Origin of the sequence: Hymenobacter montanus (assembly GCF_014699115.1) — a bacterium.
Taxonomy (GTDB): domain Bacteria; phylum Bacteroidota; class Bacteroidia; order Cytophagales; family Hymenobacteraceae; genus Hymenobacter; species Hymenobacter montanus.
The window spans coordinates 1-25,354 of sequence record NZ_JACXAD010000004.1 but is presented as its reverse complement, the minus strand read 5'-3'; the positions used below and the strand labels follow the sequence as shown (position 1 = coordinate 25,354).

7 protein-coding genes are annotated in these 25,354 nt (G+C 58.1%); 2 read left to right on the top strand and 5 right to left on the bottom strand.

The window, feature by feature from the left end; translation table 11 throughout:
• Positions 1 to 53: 53 nt before the first annotated feature.
• From IC235_RS04380 to IC235_RS04365, 4 genes are all read right to left on the bottom strand, one after another.
• Entirely contained in the window at positions 54 to 974 is a 921-nt protein-coding gene (locus tag IC235_RS04380) for an NAD(P)/FAD-dependent oxidoreductase (protein ID WP_191003969.1), read from the bottom strand.
• Between the two features lie 139 nt (positions 975 to 1,113).
• Entirely contained in the window at positions 1,114 to 8,559 is a 7,446-nt protein-coding gene (locus IC235_RS04375; RefSeq protein WP_191003968.1) for an Ig-like domain-containing protein, read from the bottom strand.
• 740 nt (positions 8,560 to 9,299) lie between these two features.
• On the bottom strand, positions 9,300 to 12,098 hold the full coding sequence (locus tag IC235_RS04370) for a 4-alpha-glucanotransferase (protein WP_191003967.1): 2,799 nt from the start codon (positions 12,096 to 12,098) through the stop codon (positions 9,300 to 9,302).
• Between the two features lie 1,000 nt (positions 12,099 to 13,098).
• Entirely contained in the window at positions 13,099 to 14,178 is a 1,080-nt protein-coding gene (locus IC235_RS04365) for a methyltransferase (protein WP_191003966.1), read from the bottom strand.
• A 595-nt stretch (positions 14,179 to 14,773) separates the two neighbouring features.
• Between IC235_RS04365 and IC235_RS04360 the strand changes: the two genes are divergently transcribed.
• Positions 14,774 to 20,071 (top strand): translocation/assembly module TamB domain-containing protein, encoded by a 5,298-nt coding sequence (locus IC235_RS04360; RefSeq protein ID WP_191003965.1) that lies wholly within the window; start codon positions 14,774 to 14,776, stop codon positions 20,069 to 20,071.
• Positions 20,072 to 20,224: 153 nt separating this feature from the next.
• The gene (gene tamL, locus IC235_RS22560) at positions 20,225 to 22,489 is read left to right on the top strand and encodes a translocation and assembly module lipoprotein TamL (RefSeq protein ID WP_191003964.1); all 2,265 of its coding nucleotides are present in this window, start codon (positions 20,225 to 20,227) and stop codon (positions 22,487 to 22,489) included.
• Between the two features lie 46 nt (positions 22,490 to 22,535).
• Here tamL and IC235_RS04350 read toward each other — a convergent pair whose 3' ends face one another.
• On the bottom strand, positions 22,536 to 23,705 hold the full coding sequence (locus IC235_RS04350) for a GNAT family N-acetyltransferase (RefSeq protein ID WP_191003963.1): 1,170 nt from the start codon (positions 23,703 to 23,705) through the stop codon (positions 22,536 to 22,538).
• Positions 23,706 to 25,354: the final 1,649 nt, after the last annotated feature.

The following is a 25,354-nucleotide window of genomic DNA, read 5'->3' as shown; positions in this document are numbered from 1 at the left end:
CACACCCATTGTTCAGTCTAATGTACGCGTCGACACGCTCCGTCATTAACGGCTTACCGGGGGCACTCCTCGCGGGTCAGGCTTTCGTTGATAACGATGGCGGCTTTGCTGCCGGCCGCTGCCGCCAGCAAAGCCTGTTGGGTGCCCGGGGTGGTATCGCCTGCGGCGTACAGGCCGGGGATAGTGGTTTGCATGGCCGAGTCGACCCGAACGGCGCCTTTGCTGGTATGGCGTGCGCCCAGCTGGACGGCTAAGGTGCTGCGCTGGTGCTGGGATGCGTGCAGAAACAGGGCCGTACGCGGCAACTGACTACCATCGATGAATTCGACGCATTGCAGCTCGTTGTCGGGCGTGCCTACCAACCGGGCAATTCGCTCTTCGCGAATGCTGATTTTATGGCGCCGCAGGCGCCGCCGGGCATTAGGCGTGAGATAGCCGGGCCCGTCGGTCAGGACCACCACGTCGGCGCTCCAGCGGCTCACCAGCAGGGCCAGGCCCGTCACGGTCCGCCCGCGCCCGTACACCGCCAGGGGCTGCTGGCGCACTTCCCACCCGTGGCAGTACGGGCAGTGCAGTACGCCACGGCCCCAGAGCTCGCGAAAGCCCGGCAAGGGGGGTAGAATGTCGGCCACTCCGGTAGCCAACAGTACCCGCCGGGCCGCGATGGTGATCGGAGCATCGGTAACGGTATTAACCCCCGTGGCCCGAAAGCTTCGACCTTCCTGGGCAATGCGGTCGATTTCCAGCGCCTGCACTTCCACGGAATCGTAGGGCCGTAGCTGTTCGTGGCCCAGCCGCAGCAGTTCGGCCGGCGCAATGCCGTCGCGGGTGAAAAAGCCGTGCACCGCTGGCGACGCTTCGTTGCGGGGGAGGCCGCCGTCGGCTACCAGCACCCGGCGCAGACAGCGGCCCAGGGTGAGCGCGGCCGAAAGGCCGGCACTGCCCGCGCCAATGATAAGCACATCGTATTGCATCAGAAAAACAAGACCAGAGGTGAACTCGATCTAACCCCAAGCGGCGGGCGGAGGTTACGGCTACCGGTTCAGCTTAAGCACAAAAAAGCCCTTTCCAAGGTGGAAAGGGCTTTTCTTATTTACCAGAGGGAGACGGGCGCTATTCCTTGACCAAGCGCTTGCTCAGGTTGATTACCTGGGCTCCGTTGAGGCTGCGAACCCGCACGGTGTAGGTGCCCGCGGCAAGCGGGCGCAAGTCCAGCGCGTGCGTCAGCCCTGCCTCCAGCGTAGTGCTGAGCACTACCCGACCCGTCGCCTCGAGCACGCTCAGCTGGTAATGGCCAGCCGGCAGCTGCTTCAGGTCGAGCGTGGCCTCGGTCGTGGCGGGGTTGGGGAACAGGCTGATGGCCGGCGTCAGGCCCGTGAAGGCCACCGTGCGCACGGGCGAGTAGCTGCTCACGCCGTCCGTGTCGACCTGCTTGAGCCGGTAGTAGACCGGGCCGCTCACCTTCGCCCCAATGCCCGCGTCCGTCAGCGCGTACTCCGTCGGGGTCGAGCGGCTGCCCTGGCCCTTCACCTCGCCCATCCTGACGAAGTCTACGCCATTGAGGCTGCGCTCCACCTCGAAGTGGTCGTTGTTCTTCTCCGAAGCCGTGCTCCAGGCCAACGCCGCGTCCACGTTCTTCACTGCCTTGGCTTCGAACACGGTCAGCTCAACCGGCAGCGGGTAGGCCCCGATGCTGAAGCGGGCCGTAACCAGGTTGGTGCCCCCGTACATGTCGGTCGTGACCACGTTCACCTGGAAGTACTGCACCGACGCATAGCGCAGCAGCTGGGTACGGTCGCTCACGTAAATCAGGCCCGTGGTGGCATCGAGCGCTACGCCGGCCGGCAGCGCGTTGCTGAGGTTGGCCGGGTACAGGCCACTGGCGGCCGGGCCGCTGCCCGAGGGCGCCGGCACCACGCTGTTGGGGGTGTTCACCAGGCCGGTGATGCTGTTAGCGGCTTTAATAGTGCTCGTGGTGCCGGAGGTGTTGTATACCAACCCATCGGAGTTATACGCGGCACCGTTGGGGTCAATCACATAAGCCAGCACGTCGGTGTTCTGATACTGGTTTGCCCCGCCCTTATTGGGAGTCGCCGTGTACACCGAGTTGTTGTCGAGGCCCACTGGCAAGGTGTAGAGCGCCGAGTTGCTCACTACGTTTCCGGGGGCATAAGTGGCCGTGTAGGTAAACATTACGTTGCCCACGTAGCTGCCAGCGGGGTCGAAGCGCAGGCTGGCGGCTTGGGTCGGCGTCAGGTTCAGGGCACCAACGTTGGCAGCGGTAATGGCCGTGTAGGTGCCCGCGTTACTGTAGTAGAGCACGCCCTGGCTCGTGAGCGGAATGCTCGTCAGCTGGTAGCTGGTGATGGGGCCGTCTGTGTCAGTCGACTGGAGCGGCGAGATGGGCAAGGCGGTTGCGGCCGTGTTGCCATCGGGAGCCGAAATGCTGTTCACCACGTTCTGGGCCACCGGCAACTGGTAGGCGCGGGTAGCAGTACTGCTCGAGCCGTTGTTCAGCGTGTTGCTTTCCGCAGTCGAGGTACTGGCCGTGGCCGTCACCTGGAACGTAGAACCCGGGGTCCCAACCGGGGCCGTAAAGCTAATAATCTGCGTCACGGAACCGCTGGATCCAGGCTGCTGCTGCGATACTGCCGGCAGGGTTACCGTCGTACCGCTGATCGTGGAACCGGCCGGGGCCACGATGTTGCTGGCGCCAGCGGGCAGGGTTACTGTGGTGGTAGAAGCCGCTGCGGGCGAAGTACCAATGTTCATCGTGGAAACGGCGTAAGTAACCGTACTGGCGGTGGCGGGCACCGAGCTCGGGCCGCTGATGGCCGTTGTCAAGTCCGCTTGCGGCACCACGGTCACTTTCGCCGTGGCCTGATTATTGGCCGCCACCAAGTCGGTGTTGGCCGACGAGACGCTGGCGGTAGCCACCAGGGTAGAAGCGTTGGGGGTCGAAACCGTTACGGTATATACCAGCGGGGCGTAGGTAGCGGCGCTGCTGTTGGCCAAGGTCACTGGGGGGAAGATTACCATCCCCGTGTTGACGTTATAGGTCGCGCCGCCGGCGAAGGTCACCAGGCCGGTGCTGCTGTTATAGGTGCCACTCATGCTCCCTATCTGCACGCCGTTCACTGACAGGCCCGCGGGTAAAGCCAGTACTGGTCTCACGCCCGAGGCCTGGTCCGAAGTGGTGATTGGGCCATTGTCCACGGTCATTGTGAACGTGACGGCTGAGCCGGCGTTCACGGAAGCCACCGAGCTGGTCAGGGCTACGCTCAGGTCAGCCATCAAATCGGTGGGCGGCAACGGGGACGTGGCGATGATCGCGCGGTTGTTGTCCACGTTGCGATCTACGGCAGAACCGCTCACCATCGAAACGGCCAGTCCGGTCAACTGGGCTACGTCGGGCATGGTAAACGATACGCTGTTGGTGATTGCGCTACCATTGGCCAGGTTGCTGATGGTAGCAAACGTCACCAGGCCGGTGCTGCTGCTATAGCTGGCGCCGGTGGGCAGCACCACGTTGTTCAGGTTGGCGGGCAACTGCAGGGTGGGCACCACCGAAGCGACCGGACTCGGGCCGTCGTTGACGGTGGTCACCGCATAAGTAACCGGGCTGTAAAGCACCGCTGAAGTGGGGCCGCTAACCAACGCCCGTACATCAACTGACGGCGTCACGACCGTCGTCACTGCGGCGGTGTTGTTGGTCATGTTGGTCTCGGGCGTTGCGGTGCTCACCACAGCAGTAGCCGTGAAGGAGGCCAAGCCAACGGGGGCTACGAACGTAATGGCATTGCCGCTGCTGCTGCCCGGGGCAGCACTAGCAATAACGGGCAGCGTAAGCAGGCCGGAATTGATGTTGTAGGCCGCTCCGTTGGTGAAGGCCACCGCACTCCGGCTTACCGTACCAGCCGAGCCATTTAGCATGAGCGTACTCCCCACCAAGCTGGCTGGCAGCTCCACAGTCAGCAGCATGTTTTGGGCGTCGTTCAGCCCGGTGTTAGCCATTGTCACGGTGTAGGTCACTGCTTGGCCCGCCTGGGTCGTGGCCGGGCCGTTGATGGATGTTGCCACGTCCGCCGACGGCAAAACGTTCACAATGGTGGTGGCCAAGTTATCGGCGGACACGGGATCCGAAGTGGTGCTGCGCACACTGGCGGCGACCAACACCTGGCCCGCGTTCGGGGCCGTGAAGGTGAGGCTGTAGCTTTGAGTGCTCGCCGAGTTCAGTGTAGTGCCCGTACTGCTGAAGCTAATAATACCCGTATTCGTGTTATAGGAGGCACCATTGGGGTAGGTAATAATTCCGGCGAGAAGCACCCCCGTCTGGCCGCCTACCTGTAGCGTAGCAACCGTGAAGCCGGGCTGGAGGGCTAGCTGGTACATCACGCCCGTCGCAGTGCTGGGACCAGCATTGGTGTAGGTCACGTTCACGGTAACCGTGGTGCCGGGCGCCACCGAACTAGCCGAAGTCGTTAGGGCCGATACTTGCATGTTAGCCATTGCAGTAGTAGTGGGAGTGCTGAGGGTACCGGTGGTGACCACCCCGTTCAGACTGGCGGTATTATTGAGTGGGTTGGTGTCGCCCGTGCCCGTGGTGTTGGGAGTGAGGGTGGCCACGGGCGTGATGACGGTGCCGCTGGCCGGAGCGGCGAAGCTAATGACGTTGGTCACGCTCAAGCCACTCGCAAAGCTGCTTACGGTGGGGAAAGTCACGGTCCCGTTACCACTGTTGTAGGTGCCGTTGTTGCTCACGTACACCGCCGTCAGGCCAGTGGGCAAGCCGGTCACGGTCTGAACCACGCCGGGAGCAATGCTGGGGCCATAGTTGGCCGAGGTCAAGTTATACGTTACCTGATTGCCAGCCACCACCGTAGTAGGGCCGCTGAGGGTCGTTGCCAGGTCGAAGCGCGGGGTTACGGTAATGGCTGCGCTGGCAGTGTTGTTGGTCGGATCGATGTCGTTGTTGCTGGTGCTGTTCACGTTAGCCGTGGCGGAGAAAGCGCCGTCGCTGGGAGCATTGAAGCTCACCGTGTAGCTTACGTTGCCAGTGGTGCCGGCGGCCTGCGAGGCAATGGTGGGGAAGGTTACCAGGCCCGTCGTGCTGTTGTACGAAGACGTACTGCCCAGGACCAACGCGGCGCCCAAGCCCACGGTCGGGATTCCGAATGTAACGTTAGTGAGGCCGGCGGGCAACTGCACGGTTTGCACCACGTTGGTGGCGGTGTTACTGGTGCTGTTGTTGCTGGCAACAATGGTCAGCGTTTCGGCAGCGCCGGCGTTAATAGTGCTGGCGCTGGCCGTGATAGCGGTAGCCAGGTCAACGGGGGGCGGGCCCACGGTTATCGAGATGGTGCCGGGGTTGCTCAGTGCGTTTTCGTTGTCGCGCACCGTGTAGGTAAGGCTAGCCGTGCCCGTGAAGCCGGTGGCCGGCGTAAAGGTCACGCTGCCAGCGGTCGTCACGGTGAAGGTGCCCACCCCCGCGATGATGCGAGTGGTTTCGTTGGTACCGGGGGTACTGGGGTCCAGGTCTACCGTGTTCGCGGCGATGGAGCCATCGGCATCGGTGTCGTTGGCCAGAATATTGAAAACCACGGCCGTATTCAGCGGCGTAGAAGTCAGGTCGCTGTTGGCCACCGGGGGCAGGTTGCAGGTGCCAAAGTACACGTCATCAATACCGAAGTCGTTGCCCGTAGCTACGGTTGAGCGGTTCCGAATTTCGAAGGTAGCCGTGGTATTGGAACCTGAGAACCAGATGTCGGAAACCCGTACCCACCGGTCGGGCGACTCTTCAATAATCGTGGTAGTGGACGTGCTCTCGCCGTTAATCACAAAGCCTATTTCCGGCTTTCCAAGGTCGTTGCCGGGGCTGATCAGGTTATTGACGTAGCAAGAGAAGGTATAGTAGCGGTTGGGCTGCACCGCCACCGTTTGCGCGTACACCCGCTGCACGGTGGCTGCCCCGTTAACGATCATAAACTTATCGTTCGGGTTGGTCGCGCTGGCGCGGCCCAGGCATTGGAAAGCACCGTGGTAGAATAGCCCATCAACGTCCACGGCGTAAAATCCCTCGGGGTATAGCCCATCTGCTTCCGAGGTAAACTCGTAGTCGGTGCTGAAACCCGTGTTGCCGCTATTGAAGTCGGGGTTCACGAGCAGGTTCGTGCCGGAACTCGACGAGCAAGCCGTGCTCGGATTATACACGCGGATAAATACCGTAGCCGTATTGCAGGTAGTTGTGGTACCGTCGCTACTACAAACCTGGTAGTCGAACCGATCGAGGCCGAGGTAGCCGGTGTTGGGCGTATACGTGTAAACACCGTTGGAAGCCATGCTCACCCGGCCATTGGCGGTGGTCAGGTTGCCACTATTGTAGGTGTACGTGCCGTTAGCAGTGGTGATGGAGCCCGTGGTTGTTACGGTCATGCTCGCGCTTTCGGGGCTGGTATCGTTGAGCAGCACATTGCCCGTAGTAGCCGTGTTTATCGGCACCACGTTGGAGTCGTTATTGGCTGTAACGCCCCCATCGGCCACCGGAATGAGGAACACGGCCGCACCGTCCACTATATTCCAGCCGTCGTTGGAAGTGGTGCTCACGTTGCCCTGATTGTCAACTGCCTGGTAAGTAAACGACATGTAGCCAGCATAATTATTGCTGGGGTCGAAAGTGAGCGTGGTGGCCTGGGCTGGGGTCAGCGACAAGCCGGCCGTTGCAACCCGGTAGGAGCCGCCGCTTCCCGTCGTGCTGCTATTGTACAATATAACTCCCTGCACAGTTGGGGGCACGGTGACAATGATGTAGCTGGCAATGGTGCCGTCTTGGTCGGTGGCCTTCAAAGCCGAGATGGGCGTTGGGCCATTAGTACTCAGTACGTCAGCATTGTATACGTTCTCTGGCACAGGGCTGAAGCGCACGGTGCTGCTCACCTTGGCTACGTCGTTGGTGGTAGAATTTTGGGTGGTGGTAGTGCCGATGGTGGCCGTGGTTATCGCCGGGCTGCTGTTACCATTTAAAGGCACAAAAGCGAACGTGAATGAACTCGAAGCCTTCGAGGCCAGCGTAGCCAGAGAGCTAAACGTCAGTGTGCCCGAGTCAGTGTTGCTCGCGGGGGCTACGTAGGCGCCACCACTGGCATCTACCTGGGCCGTCGTCATGGTGGCACCAGGAGGCAGGGTCACCACGCGGGTCACGTTGTCCGCTGCGCTGGGGCCGTCGTTCGTGAAGGTAACGACGAAGTTGCCAGTGGCGACGTTGCCGGTAATAGTAGTGGGGCCCGTAAGGGTGGTGTATACATCAGCATAGGGCACTACGGCGACGGTAAGCGATGCTACATCATTGGCCGTGGCCCCGTTCTGGTTCGTACCGGTGCTGGTGTTGCTCGTAATCGACACGTTGCCCGTTGCGGCCGGAGCCGTAAAGGCAAAAACGAAGGAAGCCGTACCACCACTGGCCTGGCTCGCCAGGGTGCCGAAGTTGATGGTGGTTACGGCTGAGGCGCCACTTCCCGTCGTGCTGAAGCTGGTGCCAGGGTAGTTTCCCGTGATGGTGGTTTGCTGAGCCGCCGTCACACTCGCCCCGGGGGGCAGAGTCACCGTACGCGTCACCGAAGTCGCGGTGCCAGAACCATTATTGGTGAAAGTAGCCGTGAACATGACATTGTTCGTTGGCTGGCCCTGGAGAATAGTGGTCGGACCACTGAGGCTAGTGAATACATCAGCATAGGGCGCCACGGCGACGGTAAGCGATGCTGCATCGTTAGTCGTAGCCCCGTTCTGGCTCGTACTGGTGCTGGTATTGCTTGCAATCGACACGTTGCCCGTTGCGAGTGGAGCCGTGAAAGCAAAAACGAAGGAAGCTGTACCACCACTGACCTGGCTCGCCAGGGTGCCGAAGTTGATGGTGGTTACGGCCGAGGTGCCACTTCCCGTCGTGCTGAAGCTGGTGCCAGGGTAGTTTCCCGTGATGGTGGTTTGCTGAGCTGCCGTCACACTCGCCCCAGTGGGCAGAGTCACCGTACGCGTCACCGAGGCCGCGGTGCTGGGCCCGCTATTGGTGAAAGTAGCCGTGAAGTTGCCCGTGGCCTGGCCCTGGAGAATGGTGCTCGGACCAGTTAGGGCAGTTAGTACGTCGGCCACGGGGGTTACTACGGCCACCGTCGAAGTAGCCGAGTTGGTGGTCGTGGCGCCGTTATTCGCAGTGCCGCTTACCGTCGAGCTGGCCACTACCTGCGTGAAGGTCGTCGGTACAGCAGCAATGCTGACCGTCAGGTTTTGGTTGGCATTCTTGGCCAGGGAGGTTGGGGTACCGGTGAAGGTTACTGTACCATTGGTATTATTATAAGTGGCTGTAACGCCGGTAGGCCGGGTTGGAAAGCTGACCGTACCTAAGCCTGCCGTCAGGCTCAGGGTTTGGGCATAGCTATTGGCGGTACCCGGGCCACTGTTAGTGTACGTTACGGAAAAGCTCAGGGCCGCCCCGGGAGCTACGGGGTTAGATGAAGGCGTAATTGTTGTTGCCACGTTTTGCGCCAGGGCCGGACGGAGGCTAGTCAAACCCAGAATAGTGACGAGTAGAATTGGCCAACCGGTTTTGGTAAGGACTGGTTGGCACTGCTCGGATGGCGAGAGGGGGCTAGGCGGGAAACCCCGCTTGTTTCCCGCCCGCGAGAATGGTAAGAATGTATCCACGATAAATAAGGGGGTTAAATAAAATATTAATTGAACTTTGGATAACAAGCTCAAAACTATAGCGGGCACCCACCCCTCTTTGGTATTTTTAGGCGAATGAGCTAATTCAATCGGCGAATGGATGACCTTTCCCTTAGCAATGGATGGCCGGCTGTTTCGCGCAGAATTCGCTTGCTTAAATTCTCAACAGCCAGGGGATTAAGCCTTACCCTCCCCAAAAATTAGCGGCCAAATACGAGTTAATTAATCAATTGGATTTTATTGGATTAAATAAGCCATTATAATCTAATTATCAGCACTTAATAAAGTTGATTCACTCACTGACTGGGTATTTGACGTACCTAAAAAACATGTTAAGCACGCCAATTATCTACTTTATTGTATAGTAAATTTCAAATATGTAACACCTTCTTAACAATGCAAAAAGGCCTGCTCTTTTCCAAGAGCAGGCCGCGAGAACAGAGGCACTTAGTGGTGCCCCGAATTTTTACAGAATTTTATAAAAAACGTATGCTGCAAAACGCTAACTGGAAGGCCAGTACCTGGTAGGCGGTGCAAAAGCAGGTCCTCCAAACCCCAGTAGCCAACTGCCAGAAAATGCTTGGCTACCGCCCACTGGCGGTTACCATGGCGCGCAGGGGCTCATTAAAACCTACGGCGTCGACCAGTTCTTCCAGCGGCAGGTGCAGGCGGTACTTCCAGAAGTGCGCGGGGTTGCTGGGTACGTTAATCTGCTCGTCGTGCGGATTGGCCCGGCGCAGGTGGTTGTCCATGGCCAGCAGGTCCTGCAAGGGGAAGATGGCCCACATGGCCGGGGAGTGCAGGTGCTGCACGAGGATTTCGCGCGCCACCCAGGCCTCGCAGTAGAACGGGGCAATTTCGCGCCAGTGGCCCAGCATCGTTTCGAAGAAGCGCTGGGTCCGCACCCGGTCTTCTTCCCACCAGCCGCGAACGGTGCTCATGTCGTGGCTGCTGGTCGTAACCACGCTCAGGTAAGGCGCGGCGTCGGGGTGGCCAAACTCCGTTTCGGGGTTGGCGGGCATGCGCTGAATGTTCAGGCCCAAAATGCCCAGCTCCTTCATGACGCCCGGCACGGAAGCCGGCACCATACCCAGGTCCTCGCCGCAGATGAGCATGTCGGTGGCGTAGCGCACGGGCGGCAGCTTCACCAAGCCCTGCTGGCGCCAGAACTCCTCGTGGCGGTGGAAGAAGAAGTCGGTGTAGATGTCGTCGTAGAGGCGCCGGCGGTCCTCGTCGCTGTGCAGCTCCCGGAACGAGTAGCTCTTGTTCAGGGTGATGCGCGGGTGATAAAAGTCGTTACCGGCCGGCACGAATAATACCTCGTTCACCAGCTGAAACAGGCCCTTTTGCAGCCAGGCAAAGTAATCGGCATGCTCAGGGGCCGCCGCTACTTTCCGGGCGATATAGGCTTCAATCTTGCGTTGGTTATCGACGTGCTCTTTCAAGTGAATCCGGCCGTAGCTGGCGTCGTACAGGTACTCGTCGAACACGGCCTGGGCTTCACCCTGAAAAATATCCTGGAGCATGTGCCAGCGGATGTAGGGCTCGCAGAGGCGGCTGTAGTTAAACCAGCCCAGACGGCGCTCAATTTCGTGGCGGTGCAGGGGCAGGGCCGGCGCGAAATGCCCCAGCAGCCCCTCAACCGACTCAATGGGCATCTCCCAAATGCGGAAGAACCCCAGGATATGGTCGATGCGCAAGGCGTCGAAATAGCGGCTGAGGTGGCCCAGACGCTGTTTCCACCAGGCGTAACCGTCCTGGGCCATGCGCTCCCAGTTGTAGGTGGGAAACCGCCAGTTTTGCCCGGTGGTGGAGAAATCGTCCGGCGGGGCGCCGGCCTGCCGGTCCAGGTGGTAGAGCTCGGGCTGGGTCCAGGCATCCACCGAATGGCGGTAAATACCAATGGGCAGGTCACCCTTCAGTACCACCCCGCGGCCGCGGGCATAGCTGACGGCTTCGCGCAGCTGCTGGTCGAGGTGGAACTGGGTGAAGAAGAACAGGCCGTACTCGTCGTAGTCGGGCGCGGTTTCGGCCGTTAGCTCGGACAGGTTCTGCGGGGTGCGGAACTCTGCGGGCCACTGCTGGAAGTCGGCGGTGCCAAAACGGTCGCGCAAGGCCGAAAACGCGGCGTAGGGCACCAGCCAGTCGGCCTGGCTGGCGTAGAAGGTCCGGTAGCCGGCATCGGCCAGGAATGCCTTCTTCTCCTGTTGGTACAGCAGCCGGAGGAACTTCCACTTGGCCTTCATCATGGGCTCGTAGTCCACGAAGTCCTTGGCATTCAGCTCGGCCTTGAGCTGCGCGAGCTCCCGGGCCGCTTTTTTGTCCTGGAGGGGCGCGATGCCTTCGAGATGAATAAACTGTGGGTGCAGCGCAAACACCGAGATGGCGGCGTAGGGATAGGAGTCGACCCAGGTATGAGTGGCCGTAGTGTCGTTGATGGGCAGAATTTGCACCAGCTTGAGGCCGGTTTGTACGGCCCAGTCGGTCAGCAGCTTCAAGTCGGAGAACTCGCCCACGCCCAGGCCGCTCGCGCTACGCATGGCGAACACGGGCAGCGCCACGCCCGCTCCCCGCCAGGCGTCGGGGTGGCGGTAGGCCTCGTCATTAAACACTCGGGCGGTGGTCTGCTGGTGGGTGGCGGGTACTACGCGATTCTCGCCGCCTTCCATGTCCAGGGCGTGGCCGGCCTGGGCATCCCAGATAGCGTATTTGTAGTGGCAATCCTCCGTGGGGTTTTCGAGCCTTATGGTGCCGGTCCAGGTTGGGTACTCGCTATCAGCTAAGACCAGGCCCTTAGTGTTATCCCAAGCCCCCAGGGCCGGGTCGGAGCCCAGAACGCAGAGTTGGTAGTGGGGCGCCACGCGGGGAGCCACCAGCCGAAAAACGGTTTCGCCGGCGGCCGGGGCCTGAGCTGCTGGCCGCTGGTTGCCGGGGGCTGGTGGGGCAGTGGTGCTGCTGGCCTTAGCGCTGGCCTTGCCTTTATTGGCTTTGGGCGCTGCCGGGGCCACCGCTGGGGCGGGCCGGCGAAACAGCGCTTTGGTGAAGGCGGCAGTCAGCAACTCGTTTTCGGGCTGGGTGGGCGGGCGCCAGTAGTCGGCCAGGCTCAGGCGCTGGGCGCGCGAAGCGTCGTACACCACGGTGCGGTTGGGGCCAAACTCCCAGTGCTGGCCACCCGTGTTGGCATCGAGCAATGCGTACTTATAGGTAAGCTCCCCGGCGGCATCGGCCACGGTCAGCTCGTGGCTCCAGCAACCGGTGGCTTCGTCGTAGTGCATGCTGGCCGCCGCGGCCAACTGCCAGTTTCCTAGCTCGGGGTGGGAGCCGCAAACGGCTAGCTGCTGGCCGTAAACGGTACGGTAAGGAAGGGAAAAGCGTAGTATCATGCGATTGGTAGGGTTTAGGCGCGCAAGATACTGCTTTGCCTAAACCAGGAATTGAGAATACGAAACCAGGCCGCCAACCGGCAGTTCTGTTTCCTAACGCTGGGCCTCTGCCGGGGGCGAGCTACTGGCGTAGTGCATAAATGGCTATGCCACGCCTTGAGTGGTGCAATTAATGCTGCCAGGCGCAGGCTTATGGCCCAACAGGCTGTTCTCATTTACATAAGCAGTAAACGTCTTACTATAATGATTGCTTATCCTGGAGTCGTCCTGCTTAAAATTACCAAGCATATCCCGAGGCTAGTCTATCTAATTTCCCATTGACAGAGTTTTACTACTTCTCTCCTTGCCTCAGCTGTAATAATATTGGAGGATGTTTTAAACGTGGTTCAGCGCAGCAGTCCTGACATCGAGGGCGGACCCGCCGCTAGCCTACCCGATACCGATTGCCTGATGAATCTCACCGGTTTGGTAGCTGTAGCATCATGCCTGTGCCATGCGGCTATGATGAACTGGCTAACGCTTAGGATTTACTTAGTGGCAACACTAACCAGCACCTGGGGCAAGACTGGTTGATGCCAAAGAGATGCGCTACGACGCTTGGTTGCGCCTGCTCTGCGCCACTCTGGCCCAGGTAGCCGACCAAATTCCACTCGCTCTGCCCGCACACGCTACTCCGGCCGACGATCCGCCTATCCCCAAACGACGGGGACATGAGACGGGCTAAATTCGCTGATGAAATCTACGGAATAAAGTGGTTGTGGCGTTGGTAGTTTATGCGATGATAAACCAATACGATTTTTTTATAAAATAGTAGTCAACAGATAATTTTCAATTATATTCTCATACACAAAATTTAAGGCCAACTAAGCACAAGCACTCAGATGAACCGACTGGTTTTTACAACCTGGTCAAATAATAAATAAGGAGAGAGTAAAAAATTTAAAACCTAAAGCATGCTATGAGATGAGAATCACAAACAAATGCTCTTGAAGCCATAATCTCATACTTTAACCGCTTCAATGATCATAAATTTTTTATTATTGGCAATTACCTTTGCATTCCCGAATAAGGCCTTAAGCCTCATCTTGTATCCTAGATGGCAGTTTCCAATAACTCGAATAAGTCCACCTTTTTTCAAAACCTTGTAAGCGTCCTTGAACATAGCCCGAGCAATAAAATCACCCACTGTATTCTCTTGATGGAAAGGAGGATTACACAATACCAGATCCATACTTTGGGCTTCTCCATTCTCAAAACAGTTGGTCCATTCAAATCGAGCCTCATCTGAGAACATCTTTTTATAATTTCTTCGAGCGCTCTGAATAGCCATTGCTGAATCATCACTAAAAACCAGTTGAGCTGCAGGATTCAATTCCTTGGCTCTAAAGCCTATAATTCCGTTAGCGCATCCCAAATCCAGGATGCGTTGAAAGCTTCCCTGGGGGATATGGTTTAGAAAAAAACGTGTACCGATGTCGAGTCTCTCCCGGCTGAAGAGATTGGAGTGGTGAGTGAATTTTTCCTCAAACCCGTCCAAGGCAACTTCCAGGGGATAAGGGGATTCTACCTGTTCTTTCTCAAAATTTACGAAAATGAGCCGAGCCTTTTTTTGCGCTAGACTCGTGGTTGTTGCTCCAATAATAGTATTTAACAAGTTAAAACTTCCCTTGGACAGGTGCTTGACCATGGAACCGCAGATTATTTTTGAGTCTGATTTAACATGCTTTGTTAAATGACAGAGGATATCTTCAAAATAGGAAAGGCTCTTCGGTATTTTAATAAGAACATAGTCATATACCCCGCTCAGATCAGATAAATTATTAACAGGAATGATGTGTTGATTGGTATTGAGCCTGATGGCCATCGAACTAACGTAGGAATCAGTGTAAGTTGTAGGTTGCAACTCTTCGAGGCCATAACTCAGAGCACCAAATTGATCACAGCATATGAGAATTTCTTGACCCACAAGATCTTGGCTTTGCATGTACTGAAGCAGTAACTCATCGGCACTATCCCAGCCCTGGAGTGGATCATTGTTCCTCACCGGATAACGGAGTATTTTCTGAAGATCCTTGGGCATCGGTCGTGTTAATAGTGTAGTATCATTTTAGTAATCTCTGCTCCTCTTAAAAAACTTATTCCAGAGCTTTCCACTATGATACATTCGTTATTTTTCTGTTTTTACTTTGCTTAACCCTTGTTCTGGTAGCAGCCAAAGTTAGTACTTCTCGTTTCTAAACCAGTAGCTCAAGAAGCCAAATCAAAACGCTTCTGGAAGCTGCTAATAATAATGCTGCTATGAGCACTTTGATGCAAAGCTCTTCATGGGTAAGCACTTTCGCCTGATCATTCTGCTTCTGAAAAACTATCACTCACGTTCCTCATTTTACGGATGAGGGCTGGATATTATAGAAATTATTTATATTATACTATTTTATTATATAAACCTTATAAATATTTCCACTTTTTAATTCAGTAAACGTCTACAAGGTCTGGCAGGTGCTGATGCGAGCTCTTGGAGTGAGCGTCAAGCCAAGTTATCCAGGACGGGACCGCGCCAGAAGCTTCGGGTTACGGGTTTAGCACTTACCCAAGTAAAAAATTCCCAACCCAACTCCCTCGTTTTGCGTTTGGAAGTCGCGTTCTGCTTTATCTGCGGCTTATCCCCTCCTGCTTTGGCCACTTTTTTACGTCGTACCCTTTACGGATTGCTGGGACTGTTAGCTCTGGTACTAACCCTTATCATTGTGGTGGTCGTGGTGCTGCAGTTCCCAGCCGCACAGGATTTTGTGGCCCGCCGGGCCGAAGGCTACCTGCGCGGTAAGCTCAAAACCGAGGTGCGCATCGCGAAATTGCGCACCGATTTTCGGCACGTCATCAACCTCGACGGGGTATACCTGGCCGACCAGCAGCGCGATACCCTCGTCTCGGTTGGGCACCTGGGCGTCGACATCGACATCTGGGCGCTGCTGCGCAAGCAAATCAACGTGTCGAGCGTGGAGCTGAACGACGGCCGCGTGCGCCTGACCCGCACCGAGCCGGATTCCGTCAATAATTACGACTTCATCATCAAGGCCTTTACGGACCCAACCGCGCCTAAGGATACCACCGCCTCGGGCCTGAAATATGCCATTGGCAAGGCCCGGCTCACCAACATCCTCTTCACCCAGCAAGACCAGATAACCGGCTCCGACATCCGGGCGAAAATCGGCGAGTTCACGGCCAACATGGACGAGGTAGATGTGGATAACTCCATCTATAAGGTGGATAACGCGGCCCTGCGGCGCTCAGCCATCCGCATCACCCAAACCAAAACGGCCCCGGAAGTGGATAACCCCGCTCCTACCGAGCCGCTCACGCTGCAGTTTGGCCTCAACCGCGCTACGCTCGATAGCGTGTCGTTTACCTATAAGAACGCCCCCGCGGCCCAGTTCATCAGCACCACCATCGGCCTGGCCGACATCACAGCGCGCAACATCGACTTGCGCAACGAGCGCGTCGACCTGACCAAGCTCACGCTCAAGAACACCCGCTTCGCCTACGCCCAAAACGAGGCGGTGCCGGTGGAGCAGCGGGTGGTGAACCCCGCCGAAGCCGTGCGCAAGCTCGACGATGCCGCCGACCAAGCCAAAACCGCCAAGGGCCAGCCCCTGAAATGGCGGGTAACCCTGGCGCAGTCCAACATCAGTGGCGTCGACGTGGCCTTCGACAACTTCAACCAGCCCAGGCAACGCACCCGCCTGCCAGCCTTGGATTACAACCACCTCCACTTCACGGATCTGGTGCTGAACACCCGGGACTTTGCCTTTTCGGAAAACCGCACCACCGCGAAGGTCGATAACTTGGCCGGCCGGGAACAGAGCGGCTTCCGGATTGATAGCTGGCGGGCCAACGTGGTGTACGACTCCGTGCAAATCCGCCTCGACAGCCTGGACCTGGTGACGCCGCACACCCGCATCCGGCGCACGCTGGCCATCGGCTACCAATCGTTGGCCGCCCTGAGCGATACCAAAAACCTGCCGAACCTGAAGATTGAGGGTGATTTGCGGGAAGTGCGGCTAGGCTTCCGCGACATTCTATACCTCGCGCCGGACCTGGCTGGCACTTCTCCGTTCAACACCGGCCCCAACCAGTCGGTACTGGTTAATGGGCAGATCGCGGGCCGCGTGGGCGACTTCACGGTGCGCAACCTGGAGTTTGTGGGGCTGCGCAACACCATCCTGAAAGCACGGCGCGGCCGGATTCAGGGCCTGCCCAACGTCGACCAGCGGCTATATGCCGACCTGGACCTGCAGCAGTTCAGCACCAGCGAAGCCGACATCCGCAGCCTGGCGCCGAAGGGCAGCATTCCGAACAACATCAGCATTCCGCAATCGCTGGCCCTCAGTGGCACGTTTCGGGGGCGGCCCACTACGCTAGAATTCACTACCAGCCTGAACCTGCGTTCCAGCTACGGCAACCTGGGATTCAGCGGCAATTTGGGGGCGGCCCAGGCCAATGGCCGCCAGCCGGTGGTGGGCACCTTCGCCGTGGGTGGATTTGATTTCGGCCGTTTGCTGAAAAACCCGCAGCTGGGCCGTGTCACGGCGACCGGGCGCATCAATGCCACCGGCGATGTAAAAGACCCGGCCACGCTGGTGGGCCAGGTGAAAGCCACCGTGCAAAGCGCCCGCTACAATGGCTACACCTACCACGGCGTGGCCGCTACCGTCGACCTCGACCGGAACCGCTACGTCATTCGGGCCAACAGCAAGCAAGACCCCAACCTGAACCTCGACTTACAGGCCGTCGTGAACCTGCGCGACCCTCGCCAGCCCAGCTACCAGCTGACCGCGCTGAACTTGCGCAGCGCCAACCTGACGGCTTTGGGCTTCTACACCGGCGGCGACCTGCGCGTGCAGGGCAACCTGACGGCCAACCTTCGGGGCGCCGACGCGAACTCGCTCAACGGCACGTTCAGCGGGCAGCGCATTGTGATCGTGCGCGATAACCAACCCTTTCCGCTCGATTCCCTGAATGGGCGGATCCTGCAAACGGCGGCCCGCACCGCCGTAACCATCACCTCCACGGTTGCTGACGTAAACCTCGACGGCAACGTCCACCTCGGCGACCTGGCCACGGAGCTGCAGCAGCACATCGACCGCTATTTCGACTTGCCGGGTGTCCGCTACGTTGCCAGCAGCGCCGACCGACACTTTACCTATTCGCTGCAGCTTAAGGACGCTACCCTGGCCACGAAGCTGGTGCCGGGCCTCAAGCGGATTTCGCCGTTCACGGTGAGCGGTGACTATAGCCGCCAGGCCGCGCGCCTGACCGCCACCGGCAGCATCCCCATTATTCGCTACAATAACTACCGGCTCGACTCGCTGCGTGTGAATGTAAACTCGGATGCTCGCAAGCTCGACTATGGCCTGCTCCTGGCTCAGGCCGCCCAGGATACTACCCTGAAGTTCCGGCGCCCCAGCATCATCGGCAACGTAGCCGATAATAAAGTCTTCACCCGAGTGGCCATCCTCGGCGACTCGGCCAACCGTGAGCGGCTGGCCCTGGCCGGCACCTTGTCGGTCATCAACGGGCAATCAGCCGGTAACGGTGGGCGGACCACGGGGCCGGTTTACCAGTTTTCGGCCGCCCCCGAGCAGATTATCAACTACGCGACCTGGACGGCGGGCGCGAACAACTACGTGCGCTACTACCCCACCGGCGCCGTGGTGGCCGATGGCCTGCGCCTGACCAATGGCCGCAGCTCACTGGCATTGCAAAGCACCAACCCGGCCGTACCTACCTCGCCGCTCGGAGTCACCTTTACCAATTTCGAGCTGGCGGAGCTGGCCCGCATCGCGCAGCAGCGGGATTCCCTGGTGGCGGGCACCTTGAATGGCACGGCCCGCATCGATAACCTGGGCACCAAGCGCCAGGCCTTCACCGCCGATGCCACGGTGAGCAAGCTTGTATTCCAAAAGTCGCTTATCGGCGACCTTGCCCTCCGGGCCACCAACCCCAGTTCTAACCGGTACGACTTGGATGCTCGCCTGACCGGCGGCGCAAGCGCCAGTACGGGCGGGGCCGGCAACGATGTGCAAATACGCGGGACGTACGTTACCACTAGCGCCACGCCGTTGGATTTTGTGCTCGATGCCAATCGCCTCAACTTTAAGGTTATCGAGCCGTTTTCGGCCGGGCAGCTCCGGAGCGCCACCGGGTACATTCGCGGCCGGCTTACGCTACGGGGCGCCACGGCGGCCCCGCAGGTCCGCGGCACGCTGACGACCTCCGATGATGCCGGCTTTATTGTGAACCAGCTCGGCTCGCCCTTCCGCGTGCCTAATCAGGCACTCACGTTCGACAGCCGGGGCATTGCCTTCAACAACTTTACCGTACTCGACTCGGCTTCCAACAAGGCCGTGGCCAACGGCTACCTGCTCACCAAGAACTTTGTCGACTACGCCTTCGACCTGCGGGCCACGACCAAAGACTTCTTGGCCGTGCGCAGCACCCGCAAAAACAACCCGCTTTTCTACGGCCGCCTGGTGCTGGACTCTGACACGCGCCTGACCGGGCCACTGACGCTGATTAAGATCGATACCAACGTGACCGTAGTCGACGGCTCCGACTTAACCGTGGAGTCGCCGAGCTCCGACCCCTCGGTTCAGGCGCGTGAAGGCATTGTCAAGTTTATCGACAAAAGTGCCCCGCTCGACACCGCGCTGGCCCGCCAGCTGGTTCTCGATACCGTGCGAACCGGCCCCCAGGGCTACGACATAACGGCTCACGTCAAAATAACTAGTCGCACACCCTTTACCTTCATTATCGACCCGGTGAGCGGCGACAACCTGCGGGTACGGGCCAACGGTGACCTCACCACCAACATCGACCCCAGCGGCAACATCACGCTCAGCGGCGCGCTCACGGTGGCGCGCGGCAGCTACCGGGTTTCCCTCTATGGCTTGACTTCGCGCGAGTTCAGCATCCGCCGCGGCTCCTCCCTCACCTGGAGCGGCGACCCCTATAACGCGGATCTAAACCTGACGGCCGTGTACAAGCTCAAGGCTTCGCCGACCGAGCTGATTGCCAACCAGGGCAGCAACGAGGCTCAAAGCCTGGCTCGTAATCCCCTGCCTTTCAACGTGCTTATTAATGTAACTGGTAACTTAACTAAACCCACCATTGGTTTCGACATTACCATGCCCGAAGAGCAGCGCGGCGCCCTTGGTGGACAAGTCGATGCCCGGCTGAGCCAGTTGCGGCAGCCCGACCAAACTTCGGAGCAGAGCAAGCAGGTATTCTCGCTGCTGATTTTGGGCCGCTTCATCCAGCAAAACCCGTTTGAGTCGAGCTCGGGCGAGAGTTTCGCGGCCTCGCAGCTACGGGGCTCGGTTAGCTCGGTGCTCACCGATCAGCTCAACAACCTCACTGGCAAGTACCTGGCCGGCCTGGGCCTGGACCTGGGCGTCACCAACCAGGCGGTGTACGGGGCCGATGGCAACACCGGCTCACGCACCGACCTCAACGTGGCCATGCGCCGCCAGCTGTTTAACAACCGGCTTACCGTGCGCGTGGGCACCGACATTGGCCTAAGCGGCGCCAACAATGCCAGCACCGGCGCCCGGGGCGGGGGTGGTGCCAGCAACCTGGCCGGTGACGTCAGCCTGGAGTATACCCTGCTGCGCGACGGCCGCCTGCGCTTGCGCGCCTTCCGCCAGAATGCCTACGAGGACATCGATGGGCCCATTGTGCGCACCGGAGCGGCCCTCATCTATCAACGCGAGTATAACAGCCTGGCCGAGCTGTTCGAAAAAGTCAGCCCGGAAGTGAAACAGCAGCGCAAGCGGTCGCGCCAGGAAGAAAAGCAGGATCGGCAAGACCAGAAAGAGGAAGATCAGGCTGCCCGCGACTCGGCCTCGGCGGTGCTGCCGCTGCGGCGCGACACTTTGAGCAGCCAGGCGACCCCGACCAACACGGGCGCTAATTAAGAACGGATAATGAACGGACCTACATCTTCACTGAGCAGAGCAATCCAGCTGTTTCAGCAACGAGCCCGCGACGGACGCGCAACCCTGCCGAGCCGGGCGGAGGTAAGCGAGCGCAGGGCGAGGAGCGGGAGAATGCTTCATTCCTGGTACTTCGTGCTTCCCTGCCTGCTTTTTTCGGCCTGCTCGGGCCTACGCTACATTCCCGCCAACGAAAAACTTTACACGGGCAGTAAGGTTAAAATCAATTACCCTGAGAAGCCCAGAAACGCCGCAGCCCTGCAGTCGGAGCTGGAGGGCGTAATCCGGCCCAAGCCCAACGCTTCGTTTCTGGGCCTGCGACCGAAGCTGTACTTCTGGCACTTGGGCGTGGGCAAAACCAAGGGCCTGGGCAAGTTCCTGGCCGATAAGCTGGGCGAGCCCCCCGTGCTGCTCAGCCAAGTGAAGATTGCTGCGACGCGGGGGTTGATGACCAACCGGCTTCAGAACCGTGGTTACTTCCACGCGGCCGTCACGCACGAGGTGAAGTCCGACGAGAAAACGGCCCAGGTGAATTACACGGCCACTACCGGCACGGTGTATAAAATCAAGGAAGTGAACTTTCCGGCGGGCGATTCGGCCGTGCTGGTCGCCATTCGGGGCACCCAGGCGGGCAGCCTGCTCAAAGTCGGCGACCCGTATAATCTGGACGTGCTAACCCAGGAACGAGTACGCATCGACGCAAGCTTGAAAAACCAGGGCTTTTACTACTTCACGCCCGACATTCTGCTATTTGCCGTCGACAGCACGCTGCACAACCAGGTAACGGTGGACGTGCAGGTAAAAGCCGCGGCCCCCGCCCGAGCCCTGCGCCCTTACTGGCTCAACAACGTGAAGCTGAACACCAACTTTGTGCTCACCGACACCATCCGCCGCCAGCCCATTCTCTTTCAGAAGTACCAGTACTTCCCCGACGAGCGCATGTTTCGAGCCCGGGCCATTACCAAGGCCGTCTTTCTCACTCCCGACAGCCTCTTCCGGCAGCGGCGGCGCGACCAGACCCTCTCGCGCCTGATGAGTCTGGGCACTTTCCGGTTTGTGGAAATTCGCTTCAACCCCGCCGCGGCTGGCGACTCTGCGGGCCGGGCCCGCCTCGATGCCGACGTGCGTATGACCCAGCTGAAGAAAAAAAGCTTACGAGCCGAGCTACAATTGGTCAACAAAACCAATGACTTCACGGGCCCCGGCCTGAACGTTAGCTTTCGCAACCGCTCCGCCTTACGCGGAGCCGAGCAACTAATCATCACCGGCACGGCTGCCTACGAAATCCAAACCCGGGCGCCCGCCAATAACGAAAGCCGCAGTAACAGTGGCGCCATCTCCACTGACTTTGGCATCAACGCCCAGCTGATTGTGCCGCGCCTAATCTCGCCTAATCTACCGCTGCTCGATGTCAAGCTGCCTAACTCCGACTTTCAGCCCCGCACCACTTTTGGCGCGGGCGTTCGCTACGTTACGCGTACCGGGTACTTCAGCACGGCCAACTTCAGCCTTAACTATGGCTATAGCTGGAAGACCAAGATCACGAACGAGCAAGAGCTACGGCCCATTGATGTAACGTACAGCGCGTTTTCGAGCGAGCCCGCTTTCGACGAGGTGCTTGCAGCCAAGCAGTTTCTGCGCACCGCCTTTCAGCAGCAGTTTATCCTTGGCAGCTCCTACCGTTACACCTATAACCAGCAACTGCTGGAGCAGCGCCGCCAGCAAATCTTCTTCCAAGGCCGGCTTGAGTTTAGTGGCAACGTCGCCAACGCCCTAAACGGCTTGAGCACTAAGCGCGAAGGCAGTGAGTACTACACTATTGCCGGCCAACGGTTCGCGCAGTACAGCAAACTTGACTTAGAGCTGCGCGAGTACTACCGCATTTCTCCCAACCCCAACTCCGGCAACCGCATCGTGGGCCGCCTGCAGGTTGGCATTGGTTTGCCCTACGGCAACTCGGCGGGCGGCACGCTGCCTTACCTGCGCCAGTACGGCATTGGCGGTCCCAACTCGGTCCGGGCCTACGCCGCTCGTGAAGTCGGGCCGGGCATCTACCATCCCTCCGGCTCCAGCATCAATAATTACTACGACCAGGTCGGCGACCTGCGGCTGGAAGGCAACGTGGAATACCGTCAGGATTTGTTTCCCTACGTTAAAGGCGCCGTGTTTATGGATGCCGGCAACATCTGGCTCGTGAATGAGGATCCCAGCCGACCCGGTGGCAAGTTCAATTCCAGCACCTTCCTCAAGCAACTGGCGGTGGGGGCTGGCGCCGGTATTCGAATCGACGTGCAGTTCTTCGTTATTCGCTTCGACTACGCTATTCCACTCCGAGCGCCCTACGGCACTCCCGAAAGCACCACTGGCCGGCTTAACTTAGCTATTGGTTATCCATTCTAGCATGGGGCGGTCACTGCCCTGCTTTCCGGCTCGCAATAACCGTCGCTCAGCGAATAATCGGACTGCGCTCGAACGGCCGCTCCCGGTCAAACAGAAACCGGTAGGTAGCATGGGTTTTCACTATCGTGGCCCCAATCGAGCGCATGGTAACCAGCATTCGCGGGTTAAAGTCCCCAATCCAGTTCATTTCCAGGTCGGCATAGCCCGCGTCGATAAACGCCTGGCGGGCGTGTACCAGCATAGCGGCATCCACGCCCTTACCCTGGTACTCGGGCACCACCCCGTAGATGATGCCAAACATCCGCTTATCGGGCCGCCGGAGAAAGCGCCACTGCTCCCACAGGAAACGGAGCTTGCCCCATAGGTTTAGCCGCCGCCCTACGTGCCGGAAAATCTGGTTCAGCTCGGGCAGGCTAATAAAGAAAGCCACGGGCTCCGTGCCACGGTAAGCAAACCAAAGGAGGCGCTCGTCTACGACCGGCTTCATTTCACGCACGATTTTACGGGCCTGGTCCAGGGTCATGGGCTTCACGCCCGAGTGCCGGGCCCAAGCCAGATTGTAGACGTGGTGAAAATCCTGGGCCAACTTTTCAGCGTCCTGCTTGCGCGCGTGGGCAAAGCGAAACTCTGCAGCGTGCTCTGCGGCCCGCTTCGCAAAGCTGGCGTGCAACGGCGCGGCGGTAGTCCGATAGCAAGTGTACTGCTTGAAATAAAGCTCGAACCCGTAGTGCTCGAACAGCTGGCGGTAATAAGGCGGGTGCCAGAACATGCCATAGTTCGGAGGCCGGTCGAAGCCATCGATAAGCACTCCCCAAAACCGGTCCCGTTCCCCAAAATTGATGGGCCCATCCATTGCCTGCATGCCCCGCGCCGCCAGCCAGGCCCGCCCTGCCTCAAACAGGGTGTTGGCGGCTGCCTGGTCGTCGATGCACTCAAAGAAGCCCAGGCCGCCGGTGGGTAAGTCGGGGTTCTGCACGTCTACCGCGTCGCGGTTCAAAAACGCCGCCACCCGACCGATAACCAGACCAGCGGCATCGGTCAGCACCCAGCGGCAAGCTTCGCCGTTAATGAACTTGGGATTTTTAGCTGGGTCGAATACCGCCTCCACCTCATTCTCTAAGGGGCCAATATACTGAGGCACCGCTCGGTGCAGGCGGGCCGGCAAAGCAATAAACTGCCGCGCTTGGCGGGCATCAACAACTTCAAGAAGCGGCATGAAAGGCTAAGAAACGTTATACAAGCCCCAACTGATAAGCAACAGGAGTGGCTCGGAGACAACGCAAATAAACAGTTGCCCGTCGCCTTGAGCCAGCATACCCGATTACCCTTGGCTATGCGCCTCGCTCAGATACTAAGCAACAAGCAAATAACGTAATTTACAAATCATTAAATATCAATCCCTTGTATAACAATCCGAATAGTATTGAAGGCCCGGCGCAAAATTTACCCTTACCCTAGCAGTAGGCTTGGCGTGCAAAAGCTGTAAGTCTATATAATGTGCCGGGGCAGCCGAACGCCAAATTCATGCAAACGACCAAACGGAGTAAGCTTTATCCTGCTGGCGTGCCTACCTGGGGCTTACCGTCGGCGGTGGCCCAAGCAGCTCTTCCTCGTGATACCCGATTTGTATCGAATTGCCCCAGTAAAAAACAGAACGGGCATTGCTGTCGGCTATCACCGGTGCCCGCTATTTGAGCATCCACTGCGATGCCTTGAGCAATCCGACAGCGAGGGTGCGTATGATATACGCGTTGCACACTGTCTCCACTATTCCTTGAATAGAATGGAAAAGAAGCAAGAGTTTCCATAATAAGTGACCTAATATTTGCCTAAATGTAATAATAATAATCTAAAAATTATCCTCCCCGAGCAATAAGTAATATTGACAAGGATTTTATACAAATTATCTACCGGTAATTTGCCATCAGGGATAGCATTGCTTTCAGCATGGTATGGCCAAGCTATCATCAGGAGGCAGTAAAGTCAGACCCTTAACATGAGCTATTCCTATTAGACCAGCCTCGCCATAAGTAGGCGCTTTGTTGTATCTAAAGCAGGGCTATGCTATATTAATTGATTTCAATATCCAAACTTGCATACATACCACCTTCTCAAGAGCACCCTCTGTCACTCAGTCAATCCTGAAGCAATTGAATTAAACGGAAACTAACGATGGAGATTTTGCTGTTATATTCCCTACCCGTGCTGTGGTCGACAAACGACTAGGTAGTCCTTCCATTGTGAGGTTCCAAAAAAAAATCATAGGTCACTTGTACGGAATAAAATTGTCGCTACCTTTGCAGCCCCAATTAGAAAGCGCCTCAAGCGGAGGCAAAAAACTAATGAGTGGATGAACGAAAATTTGGGTCAGCCGGTTTAGCCGCCAACCTGATTATTAATTCATCAGCCATCCGAAGGTGCTGCTTCATTAAAAAATAAAAAGCGGCGGTATAGCGGAAGTCAAAAAAATTTCATTATCTTTGCACTCCCAATCGCAACAGGGGCTCAAACGGAGCCAGAAACGTTGCGGCGGGGGAACTACCAAGAGGCTGGGTATGGTTGTTGATCCGGCTCTGATGAAGGAGCGGGAAGACGAGGCCGGCAGTGCGGAAGCAAGTAGCACAAGACTGATTACGGGAGTAGTCACGAGGTTGGCCCAACAGGGGCCGACGCACGTTCTTTGAATGACTGGAAAAGACAACAGGTAAGACGTGGCTTTCTACGGGAAGCCACGGTGACGACCATGCGTAACAAGAGAAAAGAGAACTCGTCAACACGAGTCGGAGAGGCACTCGACATCAGCCCGCGTTCGCGTGGGTGTAGGAATTTATACAATGGAGAGTTTGATCTTGGCTCAGGATGAAC

Coding starts and splice junctions, on each gene's coding strand:
- IC235_RS04380 (WP_191003969.1), bottom strand. CDS start 974: ATGCAATACGATGTGCTTATCATTGGCGCGGGCAGTGCCGGCCTTTCG.
- IC235_RS04370 (WP_191003967.1), bottom strand. CDS start 12,098: ATGATACTACGCTTTTCCCTTCCTTACCGTACCGTTTACGGCCAGCAG.
- IC235_RS04365 (WP_191003966.1), bottom strand. CDS start 14,178: ATGCCCAAGGATCTTCAGAAAATACTCCGTTATCCGGTGAGGAACAAT.
- IC235_RS04350 (WP_191003963.1), bottom strand. CDS start 23,705: ATGCCGCTTCTTGAAGTTGTTGATGCCCGCCAAGCGCGGCAGTTTATT.